Genomic DNA, 24189 nt, shown 5'->3' on the forward strand with positions numbered 1-24189 from the left:
CGTCCGTCGGCACGGCATCGCACTATCGCGGGCCCGGTGGTCACACGACGCGCACTCCGCGCCGCCACACCCCGCTGACCAGCGGCACGCCGGGCCGGTAGGCCAGGTGGACGTGGCTCGGGGCGTCGAGGAGCGTCAGGTCGGCGTACGCGCCCGGAGTGAGGCGGCCGATGTCGGTGCGCCGGAGGGCCGCCGCGCCGCCCGCCGTGGCCGACCACACGGCCTCGTCCGGGGTCATCCCCATGTCCCGTACGGCCAGGGCGACGCAGAACGGGACGGACGAGGTGAAGGACGAGCCGGGGTTGCAGTCCGTGGAGAGCGCGACCGTGACACCCGCGTCCAGCAGGCGCCGTGCGTCCGGCCACTCGGCCCGCGTGGAGAACTCGGCGCCCGGCAGCAGGGTCGCGACGGTACGGCTGTTGGCCAGGGCGTCCACGTCCGCGTCCGTGAGGTGGGTGCAGTGGTCGGCGCTGGCCGCGTCGAGTTCGACGGCGAGCCGCACGCCCGGGCCGTACGAGAGCTGGTTGGCGTGGATACGGGGGTGCAGGCCGCGCGCCTTTCCGGCGGTGAGGATCGCGCGGGCCTGGTCGCCGTCGAAGGCGCCCTTCTCGCAGAAGACGTCGATCCAGCGGGCGTGCGGGGCGCAGGCGTCGAGCATCTCGCCGGTGACCAGGGCGACATAGCCGGCCGGGTCCTCGGCGTGGTCCGGCGGCACGATGTGGGCGCCGAGGTAGGTGACCTCGTCGGTGTGGGCGGCGGCGATGCGCAGGGCCCGGGCCTCGTCCTCGACGGTCAGGCCGTAGCCGGACTTCGTCTCGAACGTGGTGGTGCCCTGGCGCAGGGCCTCGTGGAGGTAACGGGTGACGTTGGCCTCGAGTTCCTCGTCGCTCGCCGCCCGGGTGGCCGCGACGGTGGTGCGGATGCCGCCCGCGCTGTACGGCCGCCCGGACATCCGGGCGTTGAACTCCTGCGTCCGGTCGCCCGCGAAGACGAGGTGGGAGTGGGAGTCCACGAAGCCGGGCAGGACGGCCCGGCCGCCCGCGTCGACCCGGTTGTCAGTGGCGGGTGCTTTGCTTCGATCACCGGTCCACACGACGCGGTCGCCTTCGATGACGACCGCTGCGTCCTGGATCAATCCGAGGGGAGATCCTCCTCGTTCGAGGGAGGGGTCGTTGGTGACCAGGCTGGCGATGTTCGTGATGAGCGTGCTTGCGGTGCTCGCGGAGTGGGCGGGGCTGACGGTCGTCGCGTTGCTCATGGCGTCCTTGGTGGCCTGGTCGGCGGTGGGATCGGGTGCGGGGGCGGAGCCGGGCCGCGCGGGCGGGTGGCCCGGGGTCATCCGCGCAGGGCTGCGACGGCGTCCGCGAGGGCTCGCGGCACGTCCGGCACGAGGCGGTGGACCCCGTCCCGCACGACGTGCCGACCTGCCACGACCGTATGCGACACGTCCGCTGCCGACGCGGCGAATACGGCCGTCTCGGCCCCGAGCCGCGGAAGCGGCCCTGCCGTCCTGACCGAGTCCAGCGCGATGGTGGTGAAGTCGGCGAGCGCTCCGGTCTCCAGGGCGCCCGCGTCCGCCCAGCCGAGGGCGGCATGGCCGTCGGCCGAGGCCGCCCGCAGGAGGGCCGCCGCCGTCCAGTGACCCCGGATGCGGGTGCGCAGCCGTTCGTTCAGTTCCATGGCCCGCGCCTCTTCGAGCAGGTCGATCACGGCGTGGCTGTCGGAGCCGAGACTGAGCGGCGAGCCGGCGCCCTGGAGGGCGACGGCGGGTCCGATGCCGTCGGCGAGGTCCCGCTCGGTGGTCGGGCACATGCAGGTGCCGGTGCCGCTGCCGCCGAGGAGGGCGATGTCCTCGTCGGTGAGGTGGGTGTTGTGGACGCCGGTGGTGCGCGGCCCGAGCACCCCGTGGTCGGCGAGCAGCCGCGTCGGGGTGCGGCCGTGGGCCTCCCGGCAGGCGTCGTTCTCGGCGGTCTGCTCCGACAGGTGCACGTGGAGCGGGGCCCGCCGCTCCCCGGCCCACCGCGCGACGGTCGCCAACTGGTCGGCGGGCACGGCCCGTACGGAGTGGATCGCCGCCCCGATCCGCGCGTGATCCCGTTCCTTGAGAACTGAACAGCGTTCGGCCCAGGCGTCCGCGGTGCCGTCGGAGAAGCGGAGCTGGGGCTCGGTGGGCGGCTGCCCGAAGCCGGAGGAGAGGTAGGCGGTGTCGAGGAGGGTGATGCGGATCCCGGCTTCGGCGGCGGCCGCGATGAGGGCCTCCCCCATGGCGTTGGGATCGGCGTAGGGGGTGCCGCCGGGGGCGTGGTGGACGTAGTGGAACTCGCCGACCGCCGTGACGCCGGCCAGGGCCATCTCGGCGTACACGGCGCGGGCGAGGGCGTGGTAGCTGTCCGGAGTGAGCCGGGCGGCCGTGGCGTACATGACCTCGCGCCAGGTCCAGAAGGTGCCGGAGCCGACCTGGACGGTGCCGCGCAGGGCCCGGTGGAAGGCGTGGCTGTGGGCGTTGGCCAGGCCGGGGAGGGTGAGGCCGCGCAGCACCTCGGCGCCGGGCGGCGGGGCGGGGGTGCCGGTGCGAACGGCGGTGATGCGGCCGTCTTGGACGTCGAGGGCGACGCCCGGCTCGATGGCGGTCTCCCCTGTTCGAGCGGAGCCGGGAGCTTCGGGGAGGGTGCCGAGCCAGGCGTGCTCCAGCCAGTACGTCCGCGGGGCTGCTGTCGTCACCTGCACGCCAGTCCTTCCAGTACGTCGGTGAGTGCGAGTACCCCGGCCACGCAGTCGTCCTCGCTCGCGGACTCGGCCGGGGAGTGGGAGACGCCGGTGGGATTGCGCACGAACAGCATGGCGGTCGGGATGCTGCCGGACAGGATCCCGGCGTCGTGTCCCGCGCCGGTGCCGAGGACGGGGACCGTGAGGCCGGTGTCCGTGCCGAGGATGCGGGCGAGCTCGTCACGCAGGGCGTGGTCGAACTCGACGACGGGGGTGAACGACTCGCGGACGATGTCGAGGTCGACGCCGTGCGCGTCCGCGTGACTCCGGGCCGCCTTCTCGATGCCGCCGACCACGGTGTCCAGGCTCCTCTGGTCCTCGGCGCGGGAGTCGAGCCAGCCGCGCACGAGGGAGGGGATCGCGTTGACGCCGTTGGGCTCCACGGCGATCTTGCCGAAGGTGGCGACGGCTCCGGCGAGTTCCGCCTCGCGCCGGGCGGCGAGGACGGTCTCGGCGTAGGACAGCATGGGGTCGTGCCGGTCGGCGAGCCGGGTGGTGCCGGCGTGGTTGGCCTCGCCCCGGAAGTCGAACCGCCACCGGCCGTGCGGCCAGATCGCGCTGGCGATGCCGACCCGGTCGCCGGACAGGTCCAGGGCCCGGCCCTGCTCGACGTGCAGTTCGACGAAGGCGCCGATGCGGGCGAGCCGTTCGGGGTCGGCGCCGATGGCGTCGGGGTCGTGTCCGGCGGCCTCCATGGCGTGCGGCAGCGACACGCCGTCGCCGTCGGTGAGCAGGTGGGCCTGGTCACGGGTGAGCTGCCCGGCGGTGAGCCGGGACCCCACGCAGGCGAGTCCGAAGCGGGCGCCCTCCTCGTCGCCGAAGTTCACGATGCCGAGGGGCCGGGTGAGGCGGGCGTCCCTGGCGCGCAGTTCGTCCAGCGCGGCGAAGGCGGACACGACTCCGAGGGGGCCGTCGAAGGCACCGCCGTCCGGCACGGAGTCGAGGTGCGACCCGGTGACGACGGCGTCCCCGGCGGCGGGGTCCCCGAGCCAGGCCCACTGGTTGCCGTTGCGGTCGACCTCGTGGGTGAGGCCGCGCGAGCGGGCCTGGTCCTCGAACCAGGCCCGGCAGTCCGCGTCGGCATCCGTCCAGGCGAAGCGTCGGTAGCCGCCGGAGGCGGAACTGCGGCCGACCGGCAGCAGCTCCGCCCACATGCTGTGGAAGCTCACGCGTCGTCACCCTCGCGCATCGGGACCCGCACGCCCCGCTCCCCCGCGACCGACTCCGCGATGTCGTACCCGGCGTCGACGTGCCGGATGACGCCCATGCCGGGGTCGTTCGTGAGCACCCGGCGGATCTTCTCGCCCGCGAGCGCCGTGCCGTCGGCCACGGTCACCTGCCCCGCGTGGATCGACCGGCCCATCCCGACGCCGCCGCCGTGGTGGATCGACACCCAGGAGGCCCCGGACGCCACGTTCACCATGGCGTTCAGCAGCGGCCAGTCGGCGATCGCGTCGGACCCGTCGAGCATGGCCTCGGTCTCACGGTAGGGGGACGCGACGGAACCGCAGTCGAGGTGGTCGCGGCCGATGACGACCGGCGCGGCCAGCTCCCCGCTCGCGACCATGTCGTTGAACCGCTCACCGGCCTTGTCCCGCTCGCCGTAGCCGAGCCAGCAGATCCGGGCGGGCAGGCCCTGGAAGTGGACGCGTTCGCCGGCCATCTTGATCCAGCGGGCGAGGGACGCGTTCTGAATGGACTCAGCCTCCGGGAAGAGGTCCAGGATCGCCTTGTCGGTCTTGGCGATGTCGGAGGCCTCGCCGGACAGGGCGGCCCAGCGGAAGGGGCCCTTGCCCTCGCAGAACAGCGGGCGGATGTAGGCGGGCACGAAGCCCGGGAAGGCGAAGGCCCGGTCGTATCCCGCCAGTCGGGCCTCGCCGCGGATGGAGTTGCCGTAGTCGAAGACCTCGGCGCCGGCGTCCATGAAGCCGACCATGGCCTCCACGTGCCGGGCCATGGATTCGCGGGCCCTGGTGGTGAAACCGGCCGGGTCCTTGGCGGCGGCGTCGGCCATGTCCTCGAAGGCGGTGCCCAGCGGCAGGTAGGCCAGCGGGTCGTGGGCCGAGGTCTGGTCCGTCACGATGTCGATGGGCGCGCCCATGGCGAGGAGCTGCGGCAGCAGCTCGGCCGCGTTGCCGAGGACGCCGATGGACAGGGGGCGGCGGGCGTCGCGCGCCTCGGTCGCCAGCCGGAGGGCGTGGTCCAGGGAGTCGGCCCGCACATCGAGGTACCGGTGCTCGATGCGCCGCTCGATGGCGCGCGGGTCGCAGTCGACGCAGATCGCCACACCGTCGTTCATCGTCACGGCGAGCGGCTGGGCACCGCCCATGCCGCCGAGACCGGCGGTCAGGGTGATGGTGCCGGCCAGCGTCCCGCCGAACTTCTTCGCGGCGACGGCGGCGAAGGTCTCGTAGGTGCCCTGGAGGATGCCCTGGGTGCCGATGTAGATCCAGGAGCCGGCGGTCATCTGCCCGTACATGGTCAGGCCGAGCTGTTCGAGGCGGCGGAACTCCTCCCAGGTGGCCCAGTCGCCGACGAGGTTGGAGTTGGCGATGAGAACGCGCGGGGCCCACTCGTGGGTCTGCATGACCCCGACGGGGCGGCCGGACTGGACCAGCATGGTCTCGTCCTGCTTCAGCCCCTCGAGGGTGCGCACCATCGCGTCGAAGGAGCGCCAGTCGCGCGCCGCCTTGCCGGTGCCGCCGTAGACGACGAGCTGGTCGGGGTGCTCGGCGACCTCCGGGTCGAGGTTGTTCTGCAGCATCCGCAGGGCGGCCTCCTGCTGCCATCCCAGGGCGCTCGGTTCCGTGCCGCGCGGCGCTCGGACGGTGCGGGGTCCTGACATGGTCTGCCTCCTGGTGGGTGCTCCCGGCGGAATGTTGCTGCGTCTATTCACATCCTGACCTCATGAATAGAGCTAGTCAACACGTCGGGGGTCGGCGCGACGAAGCCGTGGATGTTTGGCTGGATGCATGGGCGCGCACATCGAGGCGGAAGAAGCGGACGACACCGGGGCCGGTCGGACGGTCCGGCGGGACGAGGCGGTGCGGGCCGCCGTGGAGCAAGGGCTGCTCGGGCCCGACAGCCCCATCGTCGGGCTGCTGGACGTCACCGGCATCCGGGAGTCGGCGGCCGCGCTGCGGGCGGCGTTCGACGCGGTGGCGGCACCGGGCACGCCCGTGCTGCACGCCTTCGCGGTGAAGGCGACCCCGCTGGTGCCGGTGCTGCGGCTGCTGCGCGAGGAGGGCCTCGGCGCGGAGGTCGCGAGCCCCGGTGAGCTGGCCCTGGCGCGGGCGGCGGGCATGCCGGCGGAGGCGACGGTGCTCGACTCCCCCGCGAAGACCCCGGCCGAACTGCGCGAGGCGCTGTCCCTGGGCATCGCCGTCAACGCGGACAACCCGCAGGAGCTGGCCCGCATCGACACCCTGACGCAGACGGCGGCGAGCCGCTCACCCTTCGGAATCCGGGTGAATCCACAGGTCGGCGGGGGTTCCATCGAGGCGCTGTCCACAGCGACGGCCACCTCGAAGTTCGGGGTGGCCCTGCGCGACGAGGGAGCCCGGGAGTGGGTCGTCCAGGCGTTTCTGGACCGGCCGTGGCTGACGCGGCTGCACACGCACACCGGGTCCCAGGGCATCCCGCCGGCCCTGATGGCGCGGGGCGTGGCGGAGACGTACGCACTGGCGGAGGAGATCAATCTGCGGGCCGGACGGCACCAGATCGACACGCTCGACATCGGCGGCGGCCTGCCGGTGAACTTCGCCTCGGACGCGACGACCCCGACCTACGCGCAGTACGCGCGGCTGCTCGCCGAGGAGGTGCCGGGGCTGTTCGACGGGCGGTACGGGCTGGTCACCGAGTTCGGCCGATCGCTGCTGGCGAAGCACGGGACGGTGGTGGCACGGGTCGAGTACGCGAAGGTCTCCGGCGGCCGGGCGGTGGCGGTCACCCATGCCGGGGTGCAGGTGGCCGCGCGGACGGTCTACGCACCGGGGAGCTGGCCCTTGCGAATCTCCGCCTACGACGCGAAGGGACGGCCGAAGGGCGGGCCGGTGGTGGTGCAGGACGTGGCGGGGCCGGCCTGTTTCGCGGGGGACCTGCTGGCCGAGGGGCGGTCCCTGCCCCTGCTGGAGCAGGGCGATTACGCGGCGGCTCTGGACACCGGGGCGTACTACTTCGCGCATCACTACGGCTACAACTCGCTGGTGCGGCCCGGGGTGTACGGGTTCGGGCCGCAGGGGAGCTTCGCGGTGGTGCGGCGGGCGCAGACCGTGCGGGAGGTCGTCGCCGAGTCCGGTGGGGCGCAGGTGAACGCGTTGACACAGCCACCGTTCGGACCTGCGTAGCCCCGGGCACCGGGCCGTGGACGCCCGGTAACGGGCCACGCAGCCCCCGCACCGCAGGCGCACACGTCACGGCCCGACGCGCAGCGGCCCGAGGACCGCAAACGCGCCGCAACGGGACGGACAGTGCCCCGCGGTCGCAGGCCCGTCGTGACGGGCCGCGAGCCCTCGCGCCACAGGCGCATCATCACTCGGCGCACAGCACCCCGAGGACCGCGGACGTGCCGCAACTCGACGGACAGTGCCCCCGCGCCACGGACGCACCATGAAGGCCGCGCAGGCCCCCGGGCCCTGGACGCATCACGACGGGCCGCACAGTCCCCGGGCCATGGGCGCATGACGACGAGCCGCCCCCGCCCCGCACGCCGCGGATGCGGCACGGCAGGCTGCAGGCTGCAGGCTGCGCAACTCCCCGGCCGTGGGCCTGTCATGGCTCGGCGCGCCCCCGTGGCGGGGCCGCGCGGCGATACAGGCCCGTGGACCCGGGGGCGTCACACCAGTGCCGGTGACTTCTTTCGTGCGCCTCCCGGGGCCGCGTCGCCCGCCGCGATGCCCGTGCTGCGGTACGCCTTCACCCGCTTGCCGGCCGGGTGCGCCGCGCCCCCGCGCAGCCAGTCCACGCGGACCCACAGCAGTGCCTCACCGTCGCGCTCCCGGCGGCCCAGCCAGGCCGACTTGAGCCACAGGCCCACGCCGCACCCGGCCAGGACCATGCCCCCGGCCGCCGGGACGGCGAAGGCGCTGCCCAGGGCGGCGAGGAAGGCGAGGAGGAGCCACCAGCGGTTGCCCCGACGCCAGTTGCGCACCGTGACCGCGCGGTCCTGCAGCACGTCGTGCTTGCCCGCGCGGGCCGCCGAGGCGGCCAGGGCCGTATAGCGCTTGCGGCGGCTGCCGGCCACGACGGCCGCAGCCAGAACGAAGAGCGCCGCCCCGGCCAGGACGCCGATACGGCGCCCGGTCAGGCCCGGTGCGAGCGAGCCGATACCCGCCGCGAGTACGCCCAGCCACCACAGCGGGGCCGCCCCCGCCCGTACGACGACGGCCACCCGGGCCAGCCCCTGTCCTCCACGCGTCATCTCCAGCCTCCGTTCGGTCTCCGAAGCCTTTGGAAGACGTACGTTAGCGACGCATCGTGAGACGAATCTGAGAAGACACCGCGAGTGCCGTCAGTCGACGAACAGGCCCCGCGCCGCCGCCTTCGCGTCGAACTCCTCCAGGCGGGACTGGGCGCGGGGCAGGTCGTCGCACATGGCCTCCAGCAGCACCCGGCCGAGCAGCATCGGCGCACAGGCCGTGTCGAAGGCGAGGCCGGTCCCGACCGCGGCGGGCAGCAGCAGGTCGGACACCTTGGCGACGGGCGCGAAGGCGGAGTCGGCCACCGTGACGACGCTCAGCCCGGCCTCCTTGGCGTAGGCGAGGGTGTCGACGACCTCGCGGGGGTGCCGGGGCAGCGCGAAGCAGAGCAGCGCGGTCGCACCGGCCCCGACGGCGGCGTCGATGCGGTCCTGGAGCATCGTGCCGCCCTCGCCGAGCAGCCGGACGTCGGGGTGGACCTTGGCGGCGAAGTAGGCGAAGCCGTGCGCCTGGGCGGCGGCGGCCCGCAGGCCGAGGACGAGGAGCGGGCGGGAGCCGGCGAGGAGCCGCCCCGCGCGCTGCACGGGAGCGGGGTCGGCCAGGGCCTCCGCCAGGTGCCGCAGGTTCTCGATCTCGGCCTCGACGGCCTGCTGGTACTCGTTGTGGGTACCGGCCTCCGCGGCGGGTTCGACGGGCGCGACCTCGCGCAGATGCCGACGCAGGGCGGGATAACCGTCGAAGCCGAGGGCGACGGCGAAGCGGGTCACGGACGGCTGGCTGACCCCGGCCAGCTCGGCGAGCTCCACGCTCGACAGGAACGGCACGTCGGCGGCGCGCCGCACCATGCTGTGCGCGATGCGCCGCTGGGTCGGCGTGAGCCGGTGCCCCTCGAAGAGCGCCTGCAACCGCGCGGCAGGGCTGTCGGTCACGCTCATGACGTGCTCCCCCTCGCCTATTCAGTAGCTGAGGATTCTGCATGAGCATATGCAGAGCGGCAAGCCGGACGGGAGGGCCGCCGGGGCTCCGGGACGGGAAAACCCCTGCCGGACAGGGGGGCTAATCCCAGTGCGGGCGGCACCGCCCCTTTCTACCGTGGACGGCATGACGGGAATGGACGCGCGGGACACCGACCTGAAGAGGGAACTCGACGCCACCCTGCACGCACGCAGGGATCTGGGCGAGGAGTACGAGTCGGCGCTGGTCGACTCCTTCCTGGAGAAGGTCGACCAGCGGATCGACGGCGCGGTGGAGCGCCGGGTGCGCCGGCAGTTCGCCGAACAGCAGATGCAGACGGCCCGGGACTCGCGGTCGCCGAGGGCCACGGACTCCTGGGGCGAGCGGTTCGGGTTCGGGATCGTCTCCCTGATCCTGGCGGTGCCGCTGTCCGCGATCGGCGGGGGCGTGGCCCATCTGCCCGGCCTGCTCACCGCCTGGGCGGGCATCGTCGGCGTCAACGTCGTCCAGGCCGCCCGCACCAACCCGGGTCTGTTCGGCCGCCGCAAGTCCTCCCGGGACGGTGACTGGGAGGACTGAGCGCCAAGGCCCCCGGTCCGGGTCAGACCTGGCGGGGTCGGCAGCGCGACGACCCCGCCTCGCACGAGCTCCACCCCGAGCGCGTAGGTGCCGTTCGGGCTGCCCACGTCGGCCACCGTGAACGGGCCGTACTGTCGCGAGGATGCGGAGAGACCGGTGTGAACCGCGGCGGAGACCGCCGCCCAGACGGTCGCGCACCTGCGCCTGCCGGCGGGCCGCCATCCCGGTGACCCGGTCACGGGGCGGCTCACACCGCCAACTGACGCGGGCGGGTGCGGAGTTCCGCCACCTGTGGGCCGACCACCTGGTCAAGCCCTGCGACCACGGGGTGAAGCTCCTGCGGCACCCGCTCGCGGGTCTGCCGACCCTGCCCTACGAGACCTTCACGATCCCGGCGGCACCGGAGCGGACGATGCCTACACGCCCGAACCGGGCTCGGAGACGGCGGAGCGCCCGGCGTTGCCGGGGAGCCGGGCGGCCGGCCACGCGGGCCGACGTCGCGTGAGGGTGAGTGCGCGGGGACCGCCGCACCCCCGTGAACGGGGGGCGGGACGACGGCGGTCCCCGCGAAGGACGCGGGTCCGGTCAGGCCGGGCCGTCGCGTCCAGGGCGTCCATGGAGGTCCGGGAGCCGCTCCGGAGGTCCTTCGACGCCGCTCGGTGCCGGCCTGGACGGGGAGCCTCCCCCAGTGCTGAACGCCTGGGAGGTACCCCCATCGCCCCTGCCGACACCCACCAAGGTGCCGGACCCGTGTTAAGCGGGTGCTGCGCGGACGTGACACCCGCGTACCGGTTCCGCGAAGTCGGCGAAGGTCACGGACGCCGCAAGTTCACCCGGTTCACGGGCGGTTCACCGGACGCTGGCCGTCACTTCCCCGTGCGGGCCAGGAAGGTCAGCAGGTCCTGCCGGCTGACCACACCGGTCGGCTTGCCCTCGACGAGGACGATCGCCGCGTCGGCCTCGCCCAGCACGGCCATCAGGTCGGCGACGGGCTCGCCGGAGCCGACCTGGGGCAGCGGGCCGGACATGTGCTTCTCCAGCGGGTCGTCGAGCGAGGCATTCTTGCTGAACAGCGCGTCCAGCAGCTCGCGTTCCACGACCGAGCCGACGACCTCGGCGGCCATCACGTCGGGGTGGCCGGCGCCCGGCTTGACGACCGGCATCTGCGAGACGCCGTACTCGCGCAGCACCTCGATGGCCTGGCCGACCGTCTCCTCGGGGTGCATGTGGACGAGGGAGGGCATGCGGTCGCCCTCCTTGTCGTTCAGGACGTCGCCGACGCGGGCGCTGGGGCCGGCGTCCTCCAGGAAGCCGTAGTCGGCCATCCACTCGTCGTTGAAGATCTTGCTGAGGTAGCCGCGGCCGCTGTCCGGGAGAAGGACCACCACGACGTCGTCCGGGCCGAGCCGCTCGGCGACCTCCAGGGCGGCCACGACCGCCATGCCGCAGGAGCCGCCGACGAGCAGGCCCTCCTCCTTGGCGAGACGACGGGTCATCTGGAAGGAGTCCTTGTCGGACACGGCGACGATCTCGTCCGCGACGCTCCGGTCGTAGGCGGTCGGCCAGAAGTCCTCACCGACGCCCTCGACGAGGTAGGGCCGTCCGGAGCCGCCGGAGTAGACGGAGCCCTCGGGGTCGGCGCCGACGACCTTCACCGAACCGCCGCTGACCTCCTTCAGATAGCGGCCGGTACCGGAGATGGTGCCGCCGGTACCCACGCCCGTCACGAAGTGGGTGATCCTGCCCTCCGTCTGCTCCCACAGCTCGGGGCCGGTCGAGTGGTAGTGGGAGAGCGGGTTGTGGGGGTTGGAGTACTGGTCGGGCTTCCAGGCTCCGGGCGTCTCACGGACCAGCCGGTCGGAGACGTTGTAGTACGAGTCCGGGTGCTCGGGGTCGACGGCCGTCGGGCAGACGACGACCTCTGCGCCGTAGGCGCGCAACACGTTGATCTTGTCGGTGCTCACCTTGTCGGGGCACACGAAGATGCACTTGTACCCCTTCTGCTGGGCGACGATGGCGAGCCCGACGCCGGTGTTGCCGCTGGTCGGCTCGACGATCGTGCCGCCGGGCTTGAGCGCGCCGCTCTCCTCCGCCGCCTCGATCATGCGCAGGGCGATCCGGTCCTTCACCGAGCCGCCGGGGTTGAAGTACTCCACCTTGGCCAGGACGGTCGCCCTGATGCCCTTGGTCACGCTGTTGAGCCTCACCAGCGGGGTGTTGCCGACGAGGCTGATCATCGAGTCGTGGTATTGCACCGTTGTCTCCGGATGCCGCGAAAGAAGTGGTTGTAGTGGTGCCGTCAGCCTATGGCCTGCCCGTGGTCCGTGACGGTCGATCACCGCCCGTCGAGATTGGGCGACCCGCTGTACGGGGCAAGCACTGGGTGTACGGGTTCGAGGAGGTGGCGGCAGCACATGACGAGCATGTCGAGGGCGAGGGTGGCCCGGCGGATCGCGGCCGGCGCGGCGTACGGCGGCGGCGGGATCGGTCTGGCCGGTGCGGCCACCGTGGGTCTCGTGCTGGCCGAGATGCAGCTGGCACGGCGACGGGTCGGCAACGGCACGTCGCCGCACGTGCCGCACGCGGACGGGCTGTACGGCCGTACGTACGCCGTTCCGGCCGAGGTACCGCTGAGGCTGACGATGCTGGGTGACTCCACGGCCGCGGGCCAGGGCGTGCACCGGGGTGGGCAGACCCCCGGGGCGCTGCTGGCGTCGGGGCTCGCCGCGCTGGCGGAGCGCCCGGTGATCCTGCGCACGGTGGCCACCCCCGGGGCCTGCTCGGACGACCTGGACCGCCAGGTGGCGCTGCTGCTGGCCGATCCCGACCCGGTGCCCGACATCTGCGTGATCATGGTCGGCGCGAACGACGTCACCCACCGCATGCCCGCGACCCGCTCGGTCCGCCACCTGTCCTCGGCGGTCCGCCGGCTGCGCACGGCCGGTGCGGAGGTCGTGGTGGGCACCTGCCCCGACCTCGGCACGATCGAGCCGGTCCGCCAGCCCTTGCGCTGGCTGGCCCGGCGGGCCTCACGCCAGCTGGCGGCCGCCCAGACGATCGGAGTCGTCGAACAGGGTGGCCGCACCGTGTCGCTGGGCGACCTCCTGGGGCCCGAGTTCGCCCAGAACCCGCGCGAGCTGTTCGGCCCGGACAGCTACCACCCCTCCGCCGAGGGCTACGCGACGGCGGCGATGGCGGTCCTGCCGACCGTGTGCGCCTGCCTGGGCCTGTGGCCCGCCGAGGAGGAGCGCCCGGACGCCTCTCGCCGCGAGGGCTTCCTGCCGGTGGCGCGGGCGGCGGCGGAGGCCGCGTCGGAGGCGGGCACGGAGGTCGCGGCGGCGATGCCGAGCGGGCCGCGCGGCCCGTGGGCCCTGCTGAAGCGCCGGCGGCGCAGGCGGGTACCCGAGCAGGAGCCGGCCCCCGCGACGCCCTCGAACTGAGGAGGCCAGAAAAAGCAAGCGCTTGGAAACTGCGGTCAGAGTCACACCGCGACACCCGTGACCCAGGCCATACGTACGGGTAACTTCCCACACAGCCCTGCCAGACCACCCGGTACGTCAATGGAGCCGTGATGCCCGAAGCCGTGATCGTCTCAGCCGCCCGCTCCCCCATCGGCCGCGCCGTCAAGGGCTCCCTCAAGGACCTCCGCCCGGACGACCTGGCCGCCACGATCGTCCAGGCCGCCCTGGCCAAGGTCCCGGAGCTGGACCCGAAGGACATCGACGACCTGATGCTCGGCTGCGGCCTGCCCGGCGGCGAGCAGGGCCACAACCTCGGCCGGATCGTGGCCGTGCAGATGGGCATGGACCACCTGCCCGGCTGCACCGTCACCCGGTACTGCTCCTCGTCCCTGCAGACCTCCCGCATGGCCCTGCACGCCATCAAGGCCGGCGAGGGCGACGTCTTCGTCTCGGCCGGCGTGGAGATGGTCTCCCGGTACGCCTTCGGCAGCTCGGACATGCCCGGCACACACAACCCGCTCTTCGCCGACGCCGAGGCCCGGACCGTCGCCACCGCCCAGTCCGAGGGCTCGACCTGGCACGACCCGCGCGAGGACGGCCTGCTGCCCGACCCGTACATCGCGATGGGCCAGACCGCCGAGAACCTGGCCCGCGCCAAGGGCGTCACCCGCCAGGACATGGACGAGTTCGGCGTCCGCTCGCAGAACCTCGCCGAGGAAGCCATCAAGAACGGGTTCTGGGAGCGCGAGATCACCCCGGTGACCCTCCCCGACGGCACGGTCGTCGCCAAGGACGACGGCCCCCGCGCCGGCGTCACCCTGGAGGGCGTGCAGGGCCTCAAGCCGGTCTTCCGCCCCGACGGCATGGTCACCGCCGGCAACTGCTGCCCGCTCAACGACGGCGCCGCCGCCCTCGTGATCATGTCCGACACCAAGGCCCGCGAGCTCGGCCTCACCCCGCTCGCCCGGATCGTGTCGACCGGCGTCTCCGGCCTGTCGCCCGAGATCATGGGCCTCGGCCCGGTGGAGGCCAGCAACCAGGCCCTGCGTCGGGCCGGGCTGACCATCGACGACATCGACCTGGTCGAGATCAACGAGGCGTTCGCCGCCCAGGTGATCCCCTCCTACCGCGACCTGGGCATCCCGCTGGAGAAGCTGAACGTCAACGGCGGTGCCATCGCCGTCGGCCACCCCTTCGGCATGACCGGCGCCCGCGTCACCACCACGCTCATCAACTCCCTCCAGTTCCACGACAAGCAGTTCGGCCTGGAGACGATGTGCGTCGGCGGTGGCCAGGGCATGGCCATGGTCATCGAGCGCCTCAGCTGATCGCCGTACGGTAGCCGCCATAGCACGCTCTGTGAGGCATTGGCCCAGAACTCCGGAAACTCCGGAGTTCTGGGCTGTTTTGTGATCCAATCTCCCTCAGGATGTGACCTATCTCCCTCTCCTTGAAGAGGAGCCCAGGTCACAGCAGTCCCACCCTCTCCCCCGGGACCGAAGCTCTGTCCGTTTCGTGACGTTACGCACTGACAGGTGGTTAGTCCGCCCTTCAAGCTGATGTAGGAAGTCGGGGGTCGACTTTGAACCGGGAGTACGTCAGTGAGCGCCATGCCGATCGCATTGCTGGTCACCACGGCCGCCACGGGCGCCGTGGGCGTCGCCGTCCTGCGCACCGTCCTGCAGCTGCGCCGTCAGGTCGCGGCCCTGCACACCGCGCTGGCCGAGAACCGGGCCGCCACCACCCGTGCGCTGCTGCCCGCGGCCCGCACCGCTGCCGACACCGATGAGATACGTGCCGCCGTCGCGGCGGCGCTCGCCGAGGAACGGGAGCGGGAGCTGGCCGAGGCGCGGGCGTTCTGGGCCGCCCAGGAGGCCCGTGACGCCTCCGACGCCCCCTCCCTGCTGGGTCTGCCCGAGACCGATCTGTTCCTGCCCCGGCAGGCCGACTTCGCGGGTCTGGAGCCGGTGTCCGAGCCCGGCGCGGATGCCGAGGAGCCGGTCGGCGAGTCCCCGGAGCTGGCCGCGGCCCGCCGCCGCCATCCCTCCCACCCGGACTTCGTACCGACGCAGTCGCCGGTCGTGAACGACCACGAGCGCACCGTCGCCACCTTGGAGGGGCTGGCCTCCTCCCGCGTCGAGCTGACGGACGTCCGTCCCGGCCCGCTGGGCACCCTGGACGTCTACGTCTTCGCCGACGGCACGACCCTGTGCATGACGCCGGGCCACCGCGAGACCGCCGAACGCCTCGCCACCGCCCTGCGCACGGGTGTGACACCGACCCTGCTGGGCGGCTCCGGCGTCTCCGGCGCCTACACGCTGACGTTCGAGTGCGGCGAGGAGAACGTCTACATCCTGGCGGACCGGGTCATCGCGTCCCTGTAGGGAAGCGCCCGGCCAGGGGCGCGGGGTCGGTGTCGACATGCGGCTCCGCCGCTCGGGCGCGGGCGCCCACGGACCGGCGGCACCCGCGTACGACGCTCAGACCCCTGCCCGCTTCTGCGCCTCCTCCACCACCCGCACGGCGTCGTCGACATCGGCGTCGGCGGGAATCACCACCGCCAAATCATTCCCGGCGACGGTGATCTGATCTGCTGCCGCAAACATCCCCGCATCCGGCATCTCCCGAGGCTCCGTGTCCGGGGCCTCCAGCCGCTGCGCCCTGCGGGCCAACTCCCGGGCCAGCCCGAGAGCCTCCGCGGCAGCACCACGCTGCAGCCGGCTCTGGGGCGCGGCCCTCAAACGATCGGCGAAGTGCTCCACCGCACGGGTCAAAGGCGTCGTATCAACCACGCCGCGAGCGTACGCGTCGCACCCGGACTGTTGCCAACGGGCGAACACTCAGGCACGGTGACCTGAAGGACCGGCTTACATCCCAGCGTCCGGAGGCGCCGATGTCCCAAGTCTTCTCCGAAGAGACCCACCGCAACATGCTCGCCCGCATTCCGCACTGCACCGGTCGTGAGATCTCCGACTGGTTGCGCACCGTCGAAGACGGCCCGGCGCTCTTCCGCTTCGAGGAAAAGGTCAGCTGGCTCCGGCACGAACACAACCTCGCGTACGGCCACGCCAAGGCGATCATCCACGAGTACGACCTGAGGAGGGCCGCGCGCAAACTCCGCTAGCGCGCACCGTCCCGCAGACGACGAAGGGCCCCGGCCGGAGCCGGGGCCCTTCGCGCGACGACCGTCGGAACTAGTCGCTGCTGTTGAGGATCGAGATGAGCCTCAGGAACTCCAGGTAGATCCACACGAGCGTCAGCGTGAGGCCGAAGGCCGCGAGCCACGCCTCCTCGCGCGGGGCGCCGTAGGCGACGCCGTCCTCGACCTGCTTGAAGTCCAGGGCGAGGAAGCAGGCACCGAGGATGATGCCGACGACACCGAAGACGATGCCGAGGGGACCGCTGCGGAAGCCGAGGCCGTCACCGCCGCCGAACACCGCGAACAGCAGGTTCACGACCATCAGCAGGATGAAGCCGAGCGCGGCCGCCATCACGAAGCCGTAGAAGCGGCGGTTGACGCGGATCCAGCCGGCCTTGTAGGCGATCAGCACACCGGCGAAGACCGCCATGGTGCCGATCACTGCCTGCATGGCCGCGCCGTCGGCGATGCGGTTGTCGACGATGTTGGACACGACGCCGAGGAAGACACCCTCGAACGCGGCGTACGTCAGGATCAGCGCGGGCGAGGCCTTGCGCTTGAAGGCCTGCACGAACGCCAGGACCATGCCGATCAGCGCGGCGCCGATACCGATGCCGTAGGTACGGCCGATGTTGGCGTCGTCGATCGGCAGCAGGGCCCAGGAGAGCGCCGCGGTGAGGATGAGCACACCGAGCGTGCTCGCCGTGCGCAGGACGACGTCGTCGATGGTCATCCGGCCGGTGGTGGCCGGAGCCTGCGGCGGCGCGCCGTACTGCTGGTCCTGCTGGGCGTAAGGGTTCTGCGCGTACGGGTTCTGCGCGTACTGGTCGCCTGTCGGCTGCGCGTACGGGTTGCCCTGGGTGGCGACAGCGGGACCCCCGGCCTGCGGCGCGGTGTTGAAGCCCGCGTAGCCGTTGTCGCGGCTGAACCCCCGTCGCGAGAAGACCGGGTTTCTGCTCCTCATTTCACTCCTCCATGGCCACCAGGCGTGGCCTTGGCTCAAGAGTAATAGGTAGGCAAAGGAATGACCCTACTGCTTGGGGAGGATCTTTCCCTCGTCGTGCTGCCCAACACGCTACGTGGCTTCGCGATTCCCCTCACCACGGGGGCCACTCCCGGCTCACCCGATAGGGAATCCCGTGTACGCCTCGGCCAGGTCGGTCTCGGCGGCGCGGGAGGTCGCGATCCGCTCCAGCCGGGCGAGCTGGAGCCGGTCCTCGAAGGGGGTCGCGCCGGGCGCGCGGTGCAGGAGGGTCGTCATGTCGTAGGAGAACCGTTCGGCCTGCCAGACCCGGCGCAGGCAGGTCGCGGAGTAGGCGTCGAGCAGGGCCGGGGATCCGGTCTGCTGTCGGTGGGTCAGGGCCCGCGCGAAGGTCACGACGTCGCCGACGGCGAGGTTGAGGCCCTTGGCCCCGGTCGGCGGGACGATGTGTGCCGCGTCACCGGCGAGGAAGAGGCGGCCGTGCCGCATGGGTTCGTGGACGTAGGAACGCATGGGGGTGACCGACTTCTGGGTGATCGGGCCGCGCGCGAGGTGCCAGTCGTCGGTGGTCTCGAACCGGCGTTCCAGTTCGTCCCAGATCTCCTCGTCGCTCCACGCACCGGCGTCGGTGCCGTCGGGCACCTGGAGGTAGAGGCGGGAGACGAAGGATCCGACGGTGAGCGAAGGGGCTTCCCCGGAAGGGTGGTGGAGGGTGACGGGCGGGCGCATGGACAGCAGGGCGAAGCCGCGGTCGTGGCGGGCGTAGACCAGCTCGTCGTGCGAGGGCGGCACGTCGGCGAGGATGCCGAGCCAGCCGAAGGGGTACGTACGTTCGAAGGCTTGGGTGAGTGCGGTGGGGATCGCCTTGCGGGCCACACCCCAGAAGCCGTCGCAGCCGACGACGTAGGCGCACTCCAGGACGCCCTCGCGGCCCTCGTGCCGGAAGCGGATGCGCGGGGTGTCGGTGTCGGCGTCCTCCACGGCCAGCGCTTCGGCCTCGAAGAGCAGGGGCCCGCCCTCCTGGAGCTGGAGGGCGATGAGGTCCTTGCAGACCTCGGTCTGGGCGTAGACGGTCACGGACCTGCCGCCGGTGAGGGCGGGGAAGTCGACGCGGTGGCGTCTGCCGCCGAAGCGCAGTTCGATGCCGTCGTGGCGCAGCCCCTCGCGGTCCATGCGCTCCCCGGCACCGGCCGCGCGCAACACGTCCGCCGTGCCCTGCTCCAGGATCCCGGCGCGCTGCCGCCGCTCGACGTAGGAGCGGTCGCGGCTCTCCAGGACGACCGCGTCGATGCCGGCGTTGTGCAGCAGCCGGGCCAGGAGGAGGCCGGCGGGACCCGCTCCGATGATGCCGACGGTGGTGCGCATCGGACGACCCTCTTTCCCATCTGCGTTCGTCAGGTGAAATCTTCTTCACCAATATCCTGTGAGTCTCCGACGGCATGCGGCCGCTGTCAACGGGCGCGCCGTGAACTCTTCAATGGACCACGCAGGGATCGGATGGTGCCCGGAGCCGGACTCGAACCGGCACGCCCGCGAAGGGGCAGCGAGGTTTAAGCTCGCCGTGTCTGCATTCCACCATCCGGGCAGGCCGTGGGCTCCGCATCGAGTGCCCGAGACTATCGGGACGGGTCCCCCGAACAGCGGAAGCGTGGACCGATGTTGTCTTATTTTATTGACGTCTGAGGGTGCATCAGCACACGGAACACGCCATCCGCACTTGCCAATAGCCTTACGTGCGGCGCCCGTCCGCGTATGCGGAATGACGGAATTTCACCGCCCGAACGAGGGCACTCCACCTGTTCTCGACACCCGGAACCATCGGTTCCCGACACCCGGGTCCCTGAAGGGTGTTCGTCATCCCCAGGTATGACACTGCCCCGCGCGGTCCGACTGGAGGCGGCCTCCGAAACGGGAACAACGGGTGACTACACGGCGGCGCGGGACCCGGACGATGGAACACGACCTTCCCCGTGCACAGCCGTCCGACAGGAGAGCCATCCCGTGACCACCGCACCCCTCGCCGACCGGGCAACGACCGTGGCCGCACGCGCCACGGAGCTGTCGAAGATCTACGGACAGGGCGAGACCCAGGTGGTCGCCCTGGACCGGGTCTCCGTCGACTTCCGGCAGGCCGAGTTCACCGCGATCATGGGCCCGTCCGGCTCCGGCAAGTCCACCCTGATGCACTGCGTGGCCGGTCTCGACTCCTTCTCCTCCGGGTCGGTGCGCATCGGCGAGACCGAACTCGGCTCGCTGAAGGACAAGCAGCTGACCAAGCTGCGGCGGGACAAGATCGGCTTCATCTTCCAGGCGTTCAACCTGCTGCCGACGCTGACGGCGCTGGAGAACATCACCCTCCCGATGGACATCGCGGGGCGCAAGCCGGACAAGGAGTGGCTGGACTCCGTGATCCGGATGATCGGTCTGGCGGACCGGCTCGGCCACCGGCCCACCCAGCTCTCCGGCGGTCAGCAGCAGCGCGTCGCCGTGGCCCGGGCGCTGGCCTCCCGGCCCGAGATCATCTTCGGTGACGAGCCCACCGGAAACCTCGACTCGCGCGCCGGCGCCGAGGTGCTGGGCTTCCTGCGCAACTCCGTGCGGGAGATGGGCCAGACGGTGGTGATGGTGACGCACGACCCGGTGGCCGCGGCCTACGCGGACCGGGTGATCTTCCTGGCGGACGGCCGGATCGTCGACGAGATGTACCGGCCGACGGCCGACTCCGTGCTCGACCGCATGAAGGCGTTCGACGCCAAGGGCCGCACCAGCTGATTTTCCGTCAGGACCGACAGGACTGAGAACCGCCACCATGTTCCGTACCGCCTTGCGCAACGTACTCGCGCACAAGGCCCGGCTGCTGATGACCGTGCTCGCCGTGATGCTCGGCGTCGCGTTCGTCTCCGGCACCCTGGTCTTCGCCGACACCCTCTCCAACGCCTTCCGCAACCAGTCGGCGAAAAGCTACGACGACGTCGCCGTCGCCGTCACCTCGCACGCCGACCCGGACAACCCCGAGGAGGAGCCGGGCCTGTCCGGCAAGGTCCTCGACAGCGTCTCCGCCGTGGACGGCGTGGCCGGGGTGTACGGCCGCGTCGAGGGCTTCGCCGGGGTCGCCGACCCCGACGGGAAGCTGATCGGCGTCGGCTGGTCCAACAAGGGCTCCAACTTCGCCCCCGGCAAGGACGGCAAGGACGCCGCCTACACGTTCACCGACGGCTCCGGCCCGGTGAAGGACGACCAGATCGCCCTGGACGAGGAGACCGCCGCCAAGGGCGAGTACGAGGTCGGCGACCGGGTGCGCGTCGCGACCAACGGCCCGGTGAAGGAGTACACCCTCAGCGGTGTGTTCACCACCGAGGACGGCGCCGTCAACGCCGGCGGCAGCCTCGTCCTCTTCGACACCGCCGTCGCCCAGCGGCAGTACCTCAAGCCGGGCTACTTCCAGAACGTCACCGTCACCGCCGCCCCCGGCGCCGACGACACGAAGATCCTGAACGCCGTCAAGCCGCTGCTGCCCGACACCGCCGAGGCGCAGACCGGCCAGGCACTCGCCGAAGAGCAGGCCGCGCAGATCGAGCAGGGCATGGGCAACCTCAAGCAGGTGCTGCTCGGCTTCGCGGGCATCGCGCTCTTCGTCGGGGTCTTCCTCATCTCCAACACCTTCACGATGCTGGTCGCCCAGCGCACCAAGGAGATCGCCCTGATGCGCGCCGTCGGCGCGTCCCGCAGGCAGATCACCCGCTCGGTGCTCGCCGAGGCCGCGCTGGTGGGTCTGGTGGCCTCGGTCGTCGGCTTCGTCCTCGGCATCGGCCTGGCCGTCGGACTGCGCTCCGGCATGTCCGCGTTCGACATGAAGATGCCGGACGGCCCGCTGGTCGTGTCCGCCACGCCGGTGATCGCGGCCGTCTCGGTGGGCGTGCTGATCACGGTGTTCGCCGCCTGGCTGCCCGGCCGCCGGGCCGCGAAGATCCCGCCGGTGGCGGCCATGAACAGCGTCCACGCGGTGGCCACCACCAAGTCGCTGGTGCTGCGCAACTCCATCGGTGCGGCCGTCACCGCCCTCGGCGCGGTGGGGATCGTGGCGGGTGCCTCGACCGGCGGCGACGACGGCCGGATGTACATCGGGGCGGGCGCGTTCCTCGCGCTGATCGGCGTGATCATCCTGATCCCGCTGCTGTCCCGGCCCGTGATCGCGCTCGTCCGTCCGCTGCTCGTCGGCCCCTTCGGGGTGGCGGGCAAGCTCGCCGGCCAGAACGCGGTCCGCAACCCGCGCCGCACCGGCGCCACCGCCTCGGCGCTGGCGATCGGGCTGACGCTGGTGACCGGCCTGTCGGTGCTCGGCGTCACGGTCGGCACGGCCATCGACAAGATGACCACCGACAACATCAAGGCCGACTACATGGTCACGATGGCCAACGGCGGTGACCTCGACGGGTCCGCGCTGACGGCGCTGCGGAAGGCCGAGGGCGTGTCCGCGGTCTCACCGCAGCAGGACGCCTACTTCCAGCTGGACGGCAGGGACTTCGTGTCCGCCTCGGCCGTCACCCCGGGCGACATCGAGAAGGTCCTGACCGTCGACGTCGTCAACGGCAGCGTGGACTCGCTCGCCGAGGGCCGGATCGCGGTCGCCGAGAAGACGGCGAAGAACAGGGGCTGGAAGACCGGCGACAGCCTCCCCGTCACCTTCGGCGACGAGAAGAAGGCCACGCTGACGGTCGGTGCCGTCTACAAGGACAGCGAGTTCCTCTCCCCCGTCCTCATCGACCGGAAGATCGTGGACCGGCACGAGACGAAGCCCTACATCCGGCAGATCTTCGTGAAGGTCGACGGCGGTCAGTCCGCGGCGAACGAGAAGGTCCTCGTCGACGCGCTGGGCGACAACCCGGCGATCACGGTGATGGACCGGCAGGACATCCGCAACGAGTTCGGCGGCGCCATCAACACCCTGCTGAACATCATGTACGGCCTGCTGGCGATGGCCCTGATCATCGCGGTGCTGGGCGTCGTCAACACCCTCGCGATGTCGGTCTTCGAACGGCAGCAGGAGATCGGCATGCTGCGCGCCATCGGTCTCGACCGGCGCCGGGTGAAGCGGATGGTCCGGCTGGAGGCCGTGGTCATCTCGGTGTTCGGCGCGGTGGTCGGCGTCGGTCTCGGGGCGTTCCTCGGCTGGGCCGTCGGCGAGACCTTCGCGGACCAGATCCCCGGGTACGCGCTGGTCCTGCCCTGGGACCGGATCGGCATCTTCCTGGTGCTGGCCGGTCTGGTGGGCGTCCTGGCCGCGCTGTGGCCGGCCCGCAACGCCGCCCGCCTGAACATGCTGAACGCGATCAAGACCGAGTGACCCCGCCGCGCCGCGGCACACCGAAGGGCCGGGTCCCCCGCGACGGGGAGCCCGGCCCTTCGGCTCGTGTCCGGATCAACCGCGGCCGGGCGCGCCCCAGGTGCGGGCCCGCAACGGCATCCCGGAGGCGCCCGAGTCCGGCGTCCGGACGGCCAGGACCTGGTTGACGCCGATGCGGTTGCGTTCGAAGGCCAGGGCCGAGGCCGCCATGTACAGGCGCCAGACCCGGGCGCGGCCGGGGCCGGTCAGCCGCACGGCGCGCTGCCAGTCGGCCTCCAGGCGGGCGACCCAGTGGCGCAGGGTGAGGGCGTAGTGCTCGCGGATCGCCTCGACGTCGCGTACCTCGAACCCGGCGCGCTCCAGCTGGGCCACGGTGCTGCCGATCGGCTGGAGTTCGCCGTCGGGGAAGACGTAGGAGTCGATGAACGCGTCGACGCTGTACGTCGTCTCGTCGCGCTGCGGGCGGCGGGCGATCTGGTGGTTGAGGAGCCGTCCGCCGGGCTTGAGCAGCTTGTACAGGTCGGCGGCGTACTCCAGGTACCGGTCGGCGCCGACGTGTTCGGCCATGCCGATGGAGGAGATCGCGTCGTAGGGTCCGTCACGGACGTCGCGGTAGTCCTGGACGCGGATCTCGACCCTGTCGGTGAGGCCCTCGCCGGCGACGCGCTTGCGGGCGTAGGCGGCCTGCTCCTGGGAGAGCGTGACGCCGACGACCCGCACGCCGTGCTCGCGGGCGGCGTGGACGGCCATCGAGCCCCAGCCGCAGCCGACGTCCAGGAGTCGCTGACCGGGTCTCAGGCCGAGCTTGCCGCAGACGAGTTCGAGCTTGTCGTGCTGGGCCTGTTCGAGGGTGCTGTCCGGGGCGGCCCAGTAGGCGCAGGAGTACACCATGGACTCGCCGAGGACGATCTCGTAGAAGTCGTTGCCGACGTCGTAGTGGTGGCTGATGGCGCGTCGGTCGGTGTGCTTGGTGTGCGGGCGGCGACGGGGGCGGCGGGCCTCCTCGCGGGGCGGGGCCGGCGGCAGCGGGGCCCCGGCCAGCCTGACCAGTCCGCGAACGGCGGCACGGACCTCGGGGTCGCGCAGGGCCTGGGCGAGGGTGCGGGCGTCCTCGCCGCGCTCCCAGACGAGACCGGCCATGAGATCGAGGGTCGTGTAGAGGTCCCCGTCGATGTCGAGGTCGCCCGCGACCCAGGCGCGGGCCAGCCCCAGTTCGCCGGGCTTGAACAACAGGCGGCGCAGCGCTCGGCGGTTGCGCGCCACCAGGGTCGGCGCGCCCGGCGGGCCCGCCAGCGATCCGTCCCAGGCGCGGATGCGCACCGGAAGCGGTGCTCCCAGCAACTGTGTGAAGAGGCCCTGCAGTCGCTGCGCGGCGTCTGCCATGGTGACACCTCCATGACGCGGAATCCCGGAATGTCCGACACCACGTAATCACCTGCGGGGCGTCGGCGCAGTCCCCGGCACGCGTCATGTCTGGGCAAAGCCGTCACCCCCCGGCCCGGCAGTGAGGTCCGGAAACGCCGAGGGCCTCCCGCACCACGGATGGC

At 72.0% G+C, this 24189-nt stretch carries 20 protein-coding genes and 1 tRNA gene; 9 read left to right on the forward strand and 12 right to left on the reverse strand.

What is annotated here, in order from left to right:
* Positions 1 to 40 precede the first annotated feature (40 nt).
* From hutI to hutU, 4 genes are read right to left on the reverse strand one after another with little or no spacing between them, the layout of a single operon-like run.
* A complete protein-coding gene (gene hutI / locus ABTX62_RS19120) occupies positions 41 to 1339 on the reverse strand; it encodes an imidazolonepropionase (RefSeq protein ID WP_352117254.1) in 1299 nt (432 codons plus the stop codon).
* A complete protein-coding gene (locus ABTX62_RS19125) occupies positions 1336 to 2727 on the reverse strand; it encodes a formimidoylglutamate deiminase (protein ID WP_502997978.1) in 1392 nt (463 codons plus the stop codon). The genes hutI and ABTX62_RS19125 overlap by 4 nt, the downstream gene beginning before the upstream one ends.
* Positions 2718 to 3935: an allantoate amidohydrolase gene (locus ABTX62_RS19130; RefSeq protein WP_352117255.1), complete on the reverse strand. Its 1218-nt coding sequence runs from the start codon at positions 3933 to 3935 to the stop codon at positions 2718 to 2720. Before ABTX62_RS19130 ends, ABTX62_RS19125 begins: the two co-directional genes overlap by 10 nt.
* The gene (gene hutU, locus ABTX62_RS19135) at positions 3932 to 5611 is read right to left on the reverse strand and encodes a urocanate hydratase (protein WP_352117256.1); all 1680 of its coding nucleotides are present in this window, start codon (positions 5609 to 5611) and stop codon (positions 3932 to 3934) included. The genes ABTX62_RS19130 and hutU overlap by 4 nt, the downstream gene beginning before the upstream one ends.
* 127 nt (positions 5612 to 5738) lie before the next feature.
* Between hutU and ABTX62_RS19140 the strand changes: the two genes are divergently transcribed.
* Complete coding sequence (locus ABTX62_RS19140; RefSeq protein ID WP_352117257.1) at positions 5739 to 7112, forward strand: type III PLP-dependent enzyme domain-containing protein; 1374 nt, start codon at positions 5739 to 5741, stop codon at positions 7110 to 7112.
* Between the two features lie 488 nt (positions 7113 to 7600).
* Here the strand turns inward: ABTX62_RS19140 and ABTX62_RS19145 are convergent, their stop codons facing one another.
* Complete coding sequence (locus tag ABTX62_RS19145; protein WP_352117258.1) at positions 7601 to 8185, reverse strand: hypothetical protein; 585 nt, start codon at positions 8183 to 8185, stop codon at positions 7601 to 7603.
* Positions 8186 to 8275: 90 nt separating this feature from the next.
* The gene (locus ABTX62_RS19150; RefSeq protein ID WP_352117259.1) at positions 8276 to 9118 is read right to left on the reverse strand and encodes a MurR/RpiR family transcriptional regulator; all 843 of its coding nucleotides are present in this window, start codon (positions 9116 to 9118) and stop codon (positions 8276 to 8278) included.
* A 175-nt stretch (positions 9119 to 9293) separates the two neighbouring features.
* Here ABTX62_RS19150 and ABTX62_RS19155 point away from each other — a divergent pair, with 175 nt between their 5' ends.
* Both ABTX62_RS19155 and ABTX62_RS19160 read left to right on the forward strand, forming a co-directional pair.
* Positions 9294 to 9716, forward strand: a complete 423-nt coding sequence (locus ABTX62_RS19155) for a hypothetical protein (protein WP_352117324.1) — start codon at positions 9294 to 9296, stop codon at positions 9714 to 9716.
* Positions 9717 to 9858: 142 nt separating this feature from the next.
* Complete coding sequence (locus ABTX62_RS19160; RefSeq protein ID WP_352117260.1) at positions 9859 to 10221, forward strand: MmyB family transcriptional regulator; 363 nt, start codon at positions 9859 to 9861, stop codon at positions 10219 to 10221.
* Positions 10222 to 10582: 361 nt separating this feature from the next.
* On the opposite strand, the gene ABTX62_RS19165 is transcribed toward ABTX62_RS19160, so the two are convergent.
* Positions 10583 to 11971 (reverse strand): cystathionine beta-synthase, encoded by a 1389-nt coding sequence (locus tag ABTX62_RS19165; protein WP_352117261.1) that lies wholly within the window; start codon positions 11969 to 11971, stop codon positions 10583 to 10585.
* Positions 11972 to 12130: 159 nt separating this feature from the next.
* Here ABTX62_RS19165 and ABTX62_RS19170 point away from each other — a divergent pair, with 159 nt between their 5' ends.
* From ABTX62_RS19170 to ABTX62_RS19180, 3 genes are all read left to right on the forward strand, one after another.
* Positions 12131 to 13156 carry an SGNH/GDSL hydrolase family protein gene (locus tag ABTX62_RS19170; RefSeq protein ID WP_352117262.1) on the forward strand — a complete coding sequence of 342 codons (1026 nt, stop codon included), beginning with the start codon at positions 12131 to 12133 and terminating at the stop codon, positions 13154 to 13156.
* Between the two features lie 131 nt (positions 13157 to 13287).
* Positions 13288 to 14505, forward strand: coding sequence for an acetyl-CoA C-acetyltransferase (locus ABTX62_RS19175; protein WP_352117263.1), 1218 nt, complete (start codon positions 13288 to 13290; stop codon positions 14503 to 14505).
* 273 nt (positions 14506 to 14778) lie between these two features.
* Positions 14779 to 15561: a hypothetical protein gene (locus ABTX62_RS19180; protein ID WP_283974290.1), complete on the forward strand. Its 783-nt coding sequence runs from the start codon at positions 14779 to 14781 to the stop codon at positions 15559 to 15561.
* A 96-nt stretch (positions 15562 to 15657) separates the two neighbouring features.
* Here the strand turns inward: ABTX62_RS19180 and ABTX62_RS19185 are convergent, their stop codons facing one another.
* A complete protein-coding gene (locus ABTX62_RS19185) occupies positions 15658 to 15969 on the reverse strand; it encodes a hypothetical protein (RefSeq protein WP_352117264.1) in 312 nt (103 codons plus the stop codon).
* A gap of 101 nt (positions 15970 to 16070) precedes the next feature.
* Here ABTX62_RS19185 and ABTX62_RS19190 point away from each other — a divergent pair, with 101 nt between their 5' ends.
* On the forward strand, positions 16071 to 16301 hold the full coding sequence (locus tag ABTX62_RS19190; RefSeq protein WP_030844794.1) for a DUF4287 domain-containing protein: 231 nt from the start codon (positions 16071 to 16073) through the stop codon (positions 16299 to 16301).
* Positions 16302 to 16371: 70 nt separating this feature from the next.
* Here the strand turns inward: ABTX62_RS19190 and ABTX62_RS19195 are convergent, their stop codons facing one another.
* From ABTX62_RS19195 to ABTX62_RS19205, 3 genes are all read right to left on the reverse strand, one after another.
* Complete coding sequence (locus tag ABTX62_RS19195) at positions 16372 to 17280, reverse strand: Bax inhibitor-1/YccA family protein (protein ID WP_352117265.1); 909 nt, start codon at positions 17278 to 17280, stop codon at positions 16372 to 16374.
* A 156-nt stretch (positions 17281 to 17436) separates the two neighbouring features.
* Positions 17437 to 18663 (reverse strand): 4-hydroxybenzoate 3-monooxygenase, encoded by a 1227-nt coding sequence (locus tag ABTX62_RS19200; RefSeq protein ID WP_352117266.1) that lies wholly within the window; start codon positions 18661 to 18663, stop codon positions 17437 to 17439.
* Positions 18664 to 18796: 133 nt separating this feature from the next.
* Positions 18797 to 18883: transfer RNA gene (locus ABTX62_RS19205), tRNA-Leu, on the reverse strand.
* 416 nt (positions 18884 to 19299) lie between these two features.
* On the opposite strand from ABTX62_RS19205, the gene ABTX62_RS19210 reads away from it, so the two are divergent.
* Positions 19300 to 20070 carry an ABC transporter ATP-binding protein gene (locus tag ABTX62_RS19210; protein ID WP_352117267.1) on the forward strand — a complete coding sequence of 257 codons (771 nt, stop codon included), beginning with the start codon at positions 19300 to 19302 and terminating at the stop codon, positions 20068 to 20070.
* Positions 20071 to 20107: 37 nt separating this feature from the next.
* Positions 20108 to 22642, forward strand: a complete 2535-nt coding sequence (locus ABTX62_RS19215) for an ABC transporter permease (RefSeq protein ID WP_352117268.1) — start codon at positions 20108 to 20110, stop codon at positions 22640 to 22642.
* Between the two features lie 75 nt (positions 22643 to 22717).
* Here the strand turns inward: ABTX62_RS19215 and ABTX62_RS19220 are convergent, their stop codons facing one another.
* Positions 22718 to 24025, reverse strand: coding sequence for a class I SAM-dependent methyltransferase (locus ABTX62_RS19220; RefSeq protein WP_352117269.1), 1308 nt, complete (start codon positions 24023 to 24025; stop codon positions 22718 to 22720).
* Positions 24026 to 24189 lie beyond the last annotated feature (164 nt).

The sequence above is a fragment of the Streptomyces sp. NPDC096046 genome, from assembly GCF_040303285.1.
Classification (GTDB): Bacteria; Actinomycetota; Actinomycetes; order Streptomycetales; family Streptomycetaceae; genus Streptomyces.

Bases quoted from the DNA above. Each gene is read 5' to 3' on its own strand.
- hutI (WP_352117254.1), bottom strand. From the start codon at position 1,339: ATGACCCCGGGCCACCCGCCCGCGCGGCCCGGCTCCGCCCCCGCACCC.
- hutU (WP_352117256.1), bottom strand. From the start codon at position 5,611: ATGTCAGGACCCCGCACCGTCCGAGCGCCGCGCGGCACGGAACCGAGC.
- ABTX62_RS19140 (WP_352117257.1), top strand. From the start codon at position 5,739: ATGGGCGCGCACATCGAGGCGGAAGAAGCGGACGACACCGGGGCCGGT.
- ABTX62_RS19145 (WP_352117258.1), bottom strand. From the start codon at position 8,185: ATGACGCGTGGAGGACAGGGGCTGGCCCGGGTGGCCGTCGTCGTACGG.
- ABTX62_RS19150 (WP_352117259.1), bottom strand. From the start codon at position 9,118: ATGAGCGTGACCGACAGCCCTGCCGCGCGGTTGCAGGCGCTCTTCGAG.
- ABTX62_RS19155 (WP_352117324.1), top strand. From the start codon at position 9,294: ATGGACGCGCGGGACACCGACCTGAAGAGGGAACTCGACGCCACCCTG.
- ABTX62_RS19160 (WP_352117260.1), top strand. From the start codon at position 9,859: ATGCGGAGAGACCGGTGTGAACCGCGGCGGAGACCGCCGCCCAGACGG.
- ABTX62_RS19170 (WP_352117262.1), top strand. From the start codon at position 12,131: ATGACGAGCATGTCGAGGGCGAGGGTGGCCCGGCGGATCGCGGCCGGC.
- ABTX62_RS19175 (WP_352117263.1), top strand. From the start codon at position 13,288: ATGCCCGAAGCCGTGATCGTCTCAGCCGCCCGCTCCCCCATCGGCCGC.
- ABTX62_RS19190 (WP_030844794.1), top strand. From the start codon at position 16,071: ATGTCCCAAGTCTTCTCCGAAGAGACCCACCGCAACATGCTCGCCCGC.
- ABTX62_RS19195 (WP_352117265.1), bottom strand. From the start codon at position 17,280: ATGAGGAGCAGAAACCCGGTCTTCTCGCGACGGGGGTTCAGCCGCGAC.
- ABTX62_RS19200 (WP_352117266.1), bottom strand. From the start codon at position 18,663: ATGCGCACCACCGTCGGCATCATCGGAGCGGGTCCCGCCGGCCTCCTC.
- ABTX62_RS19215 (WP_352117268.1), top strand. From the start codon at position 20,108: ATGTTCCGTACCGCCTTGCGCAACGTACTCGCGCACAAGGCCCGGCTG.
- ABTX62_RS19220 (WP_352117269.1), bottom strand. From the start codon at position 24,025: ATGGCAGACGCCGCGCAGCGACTGCAGGGCCTCTTCACACAGTTGCTG.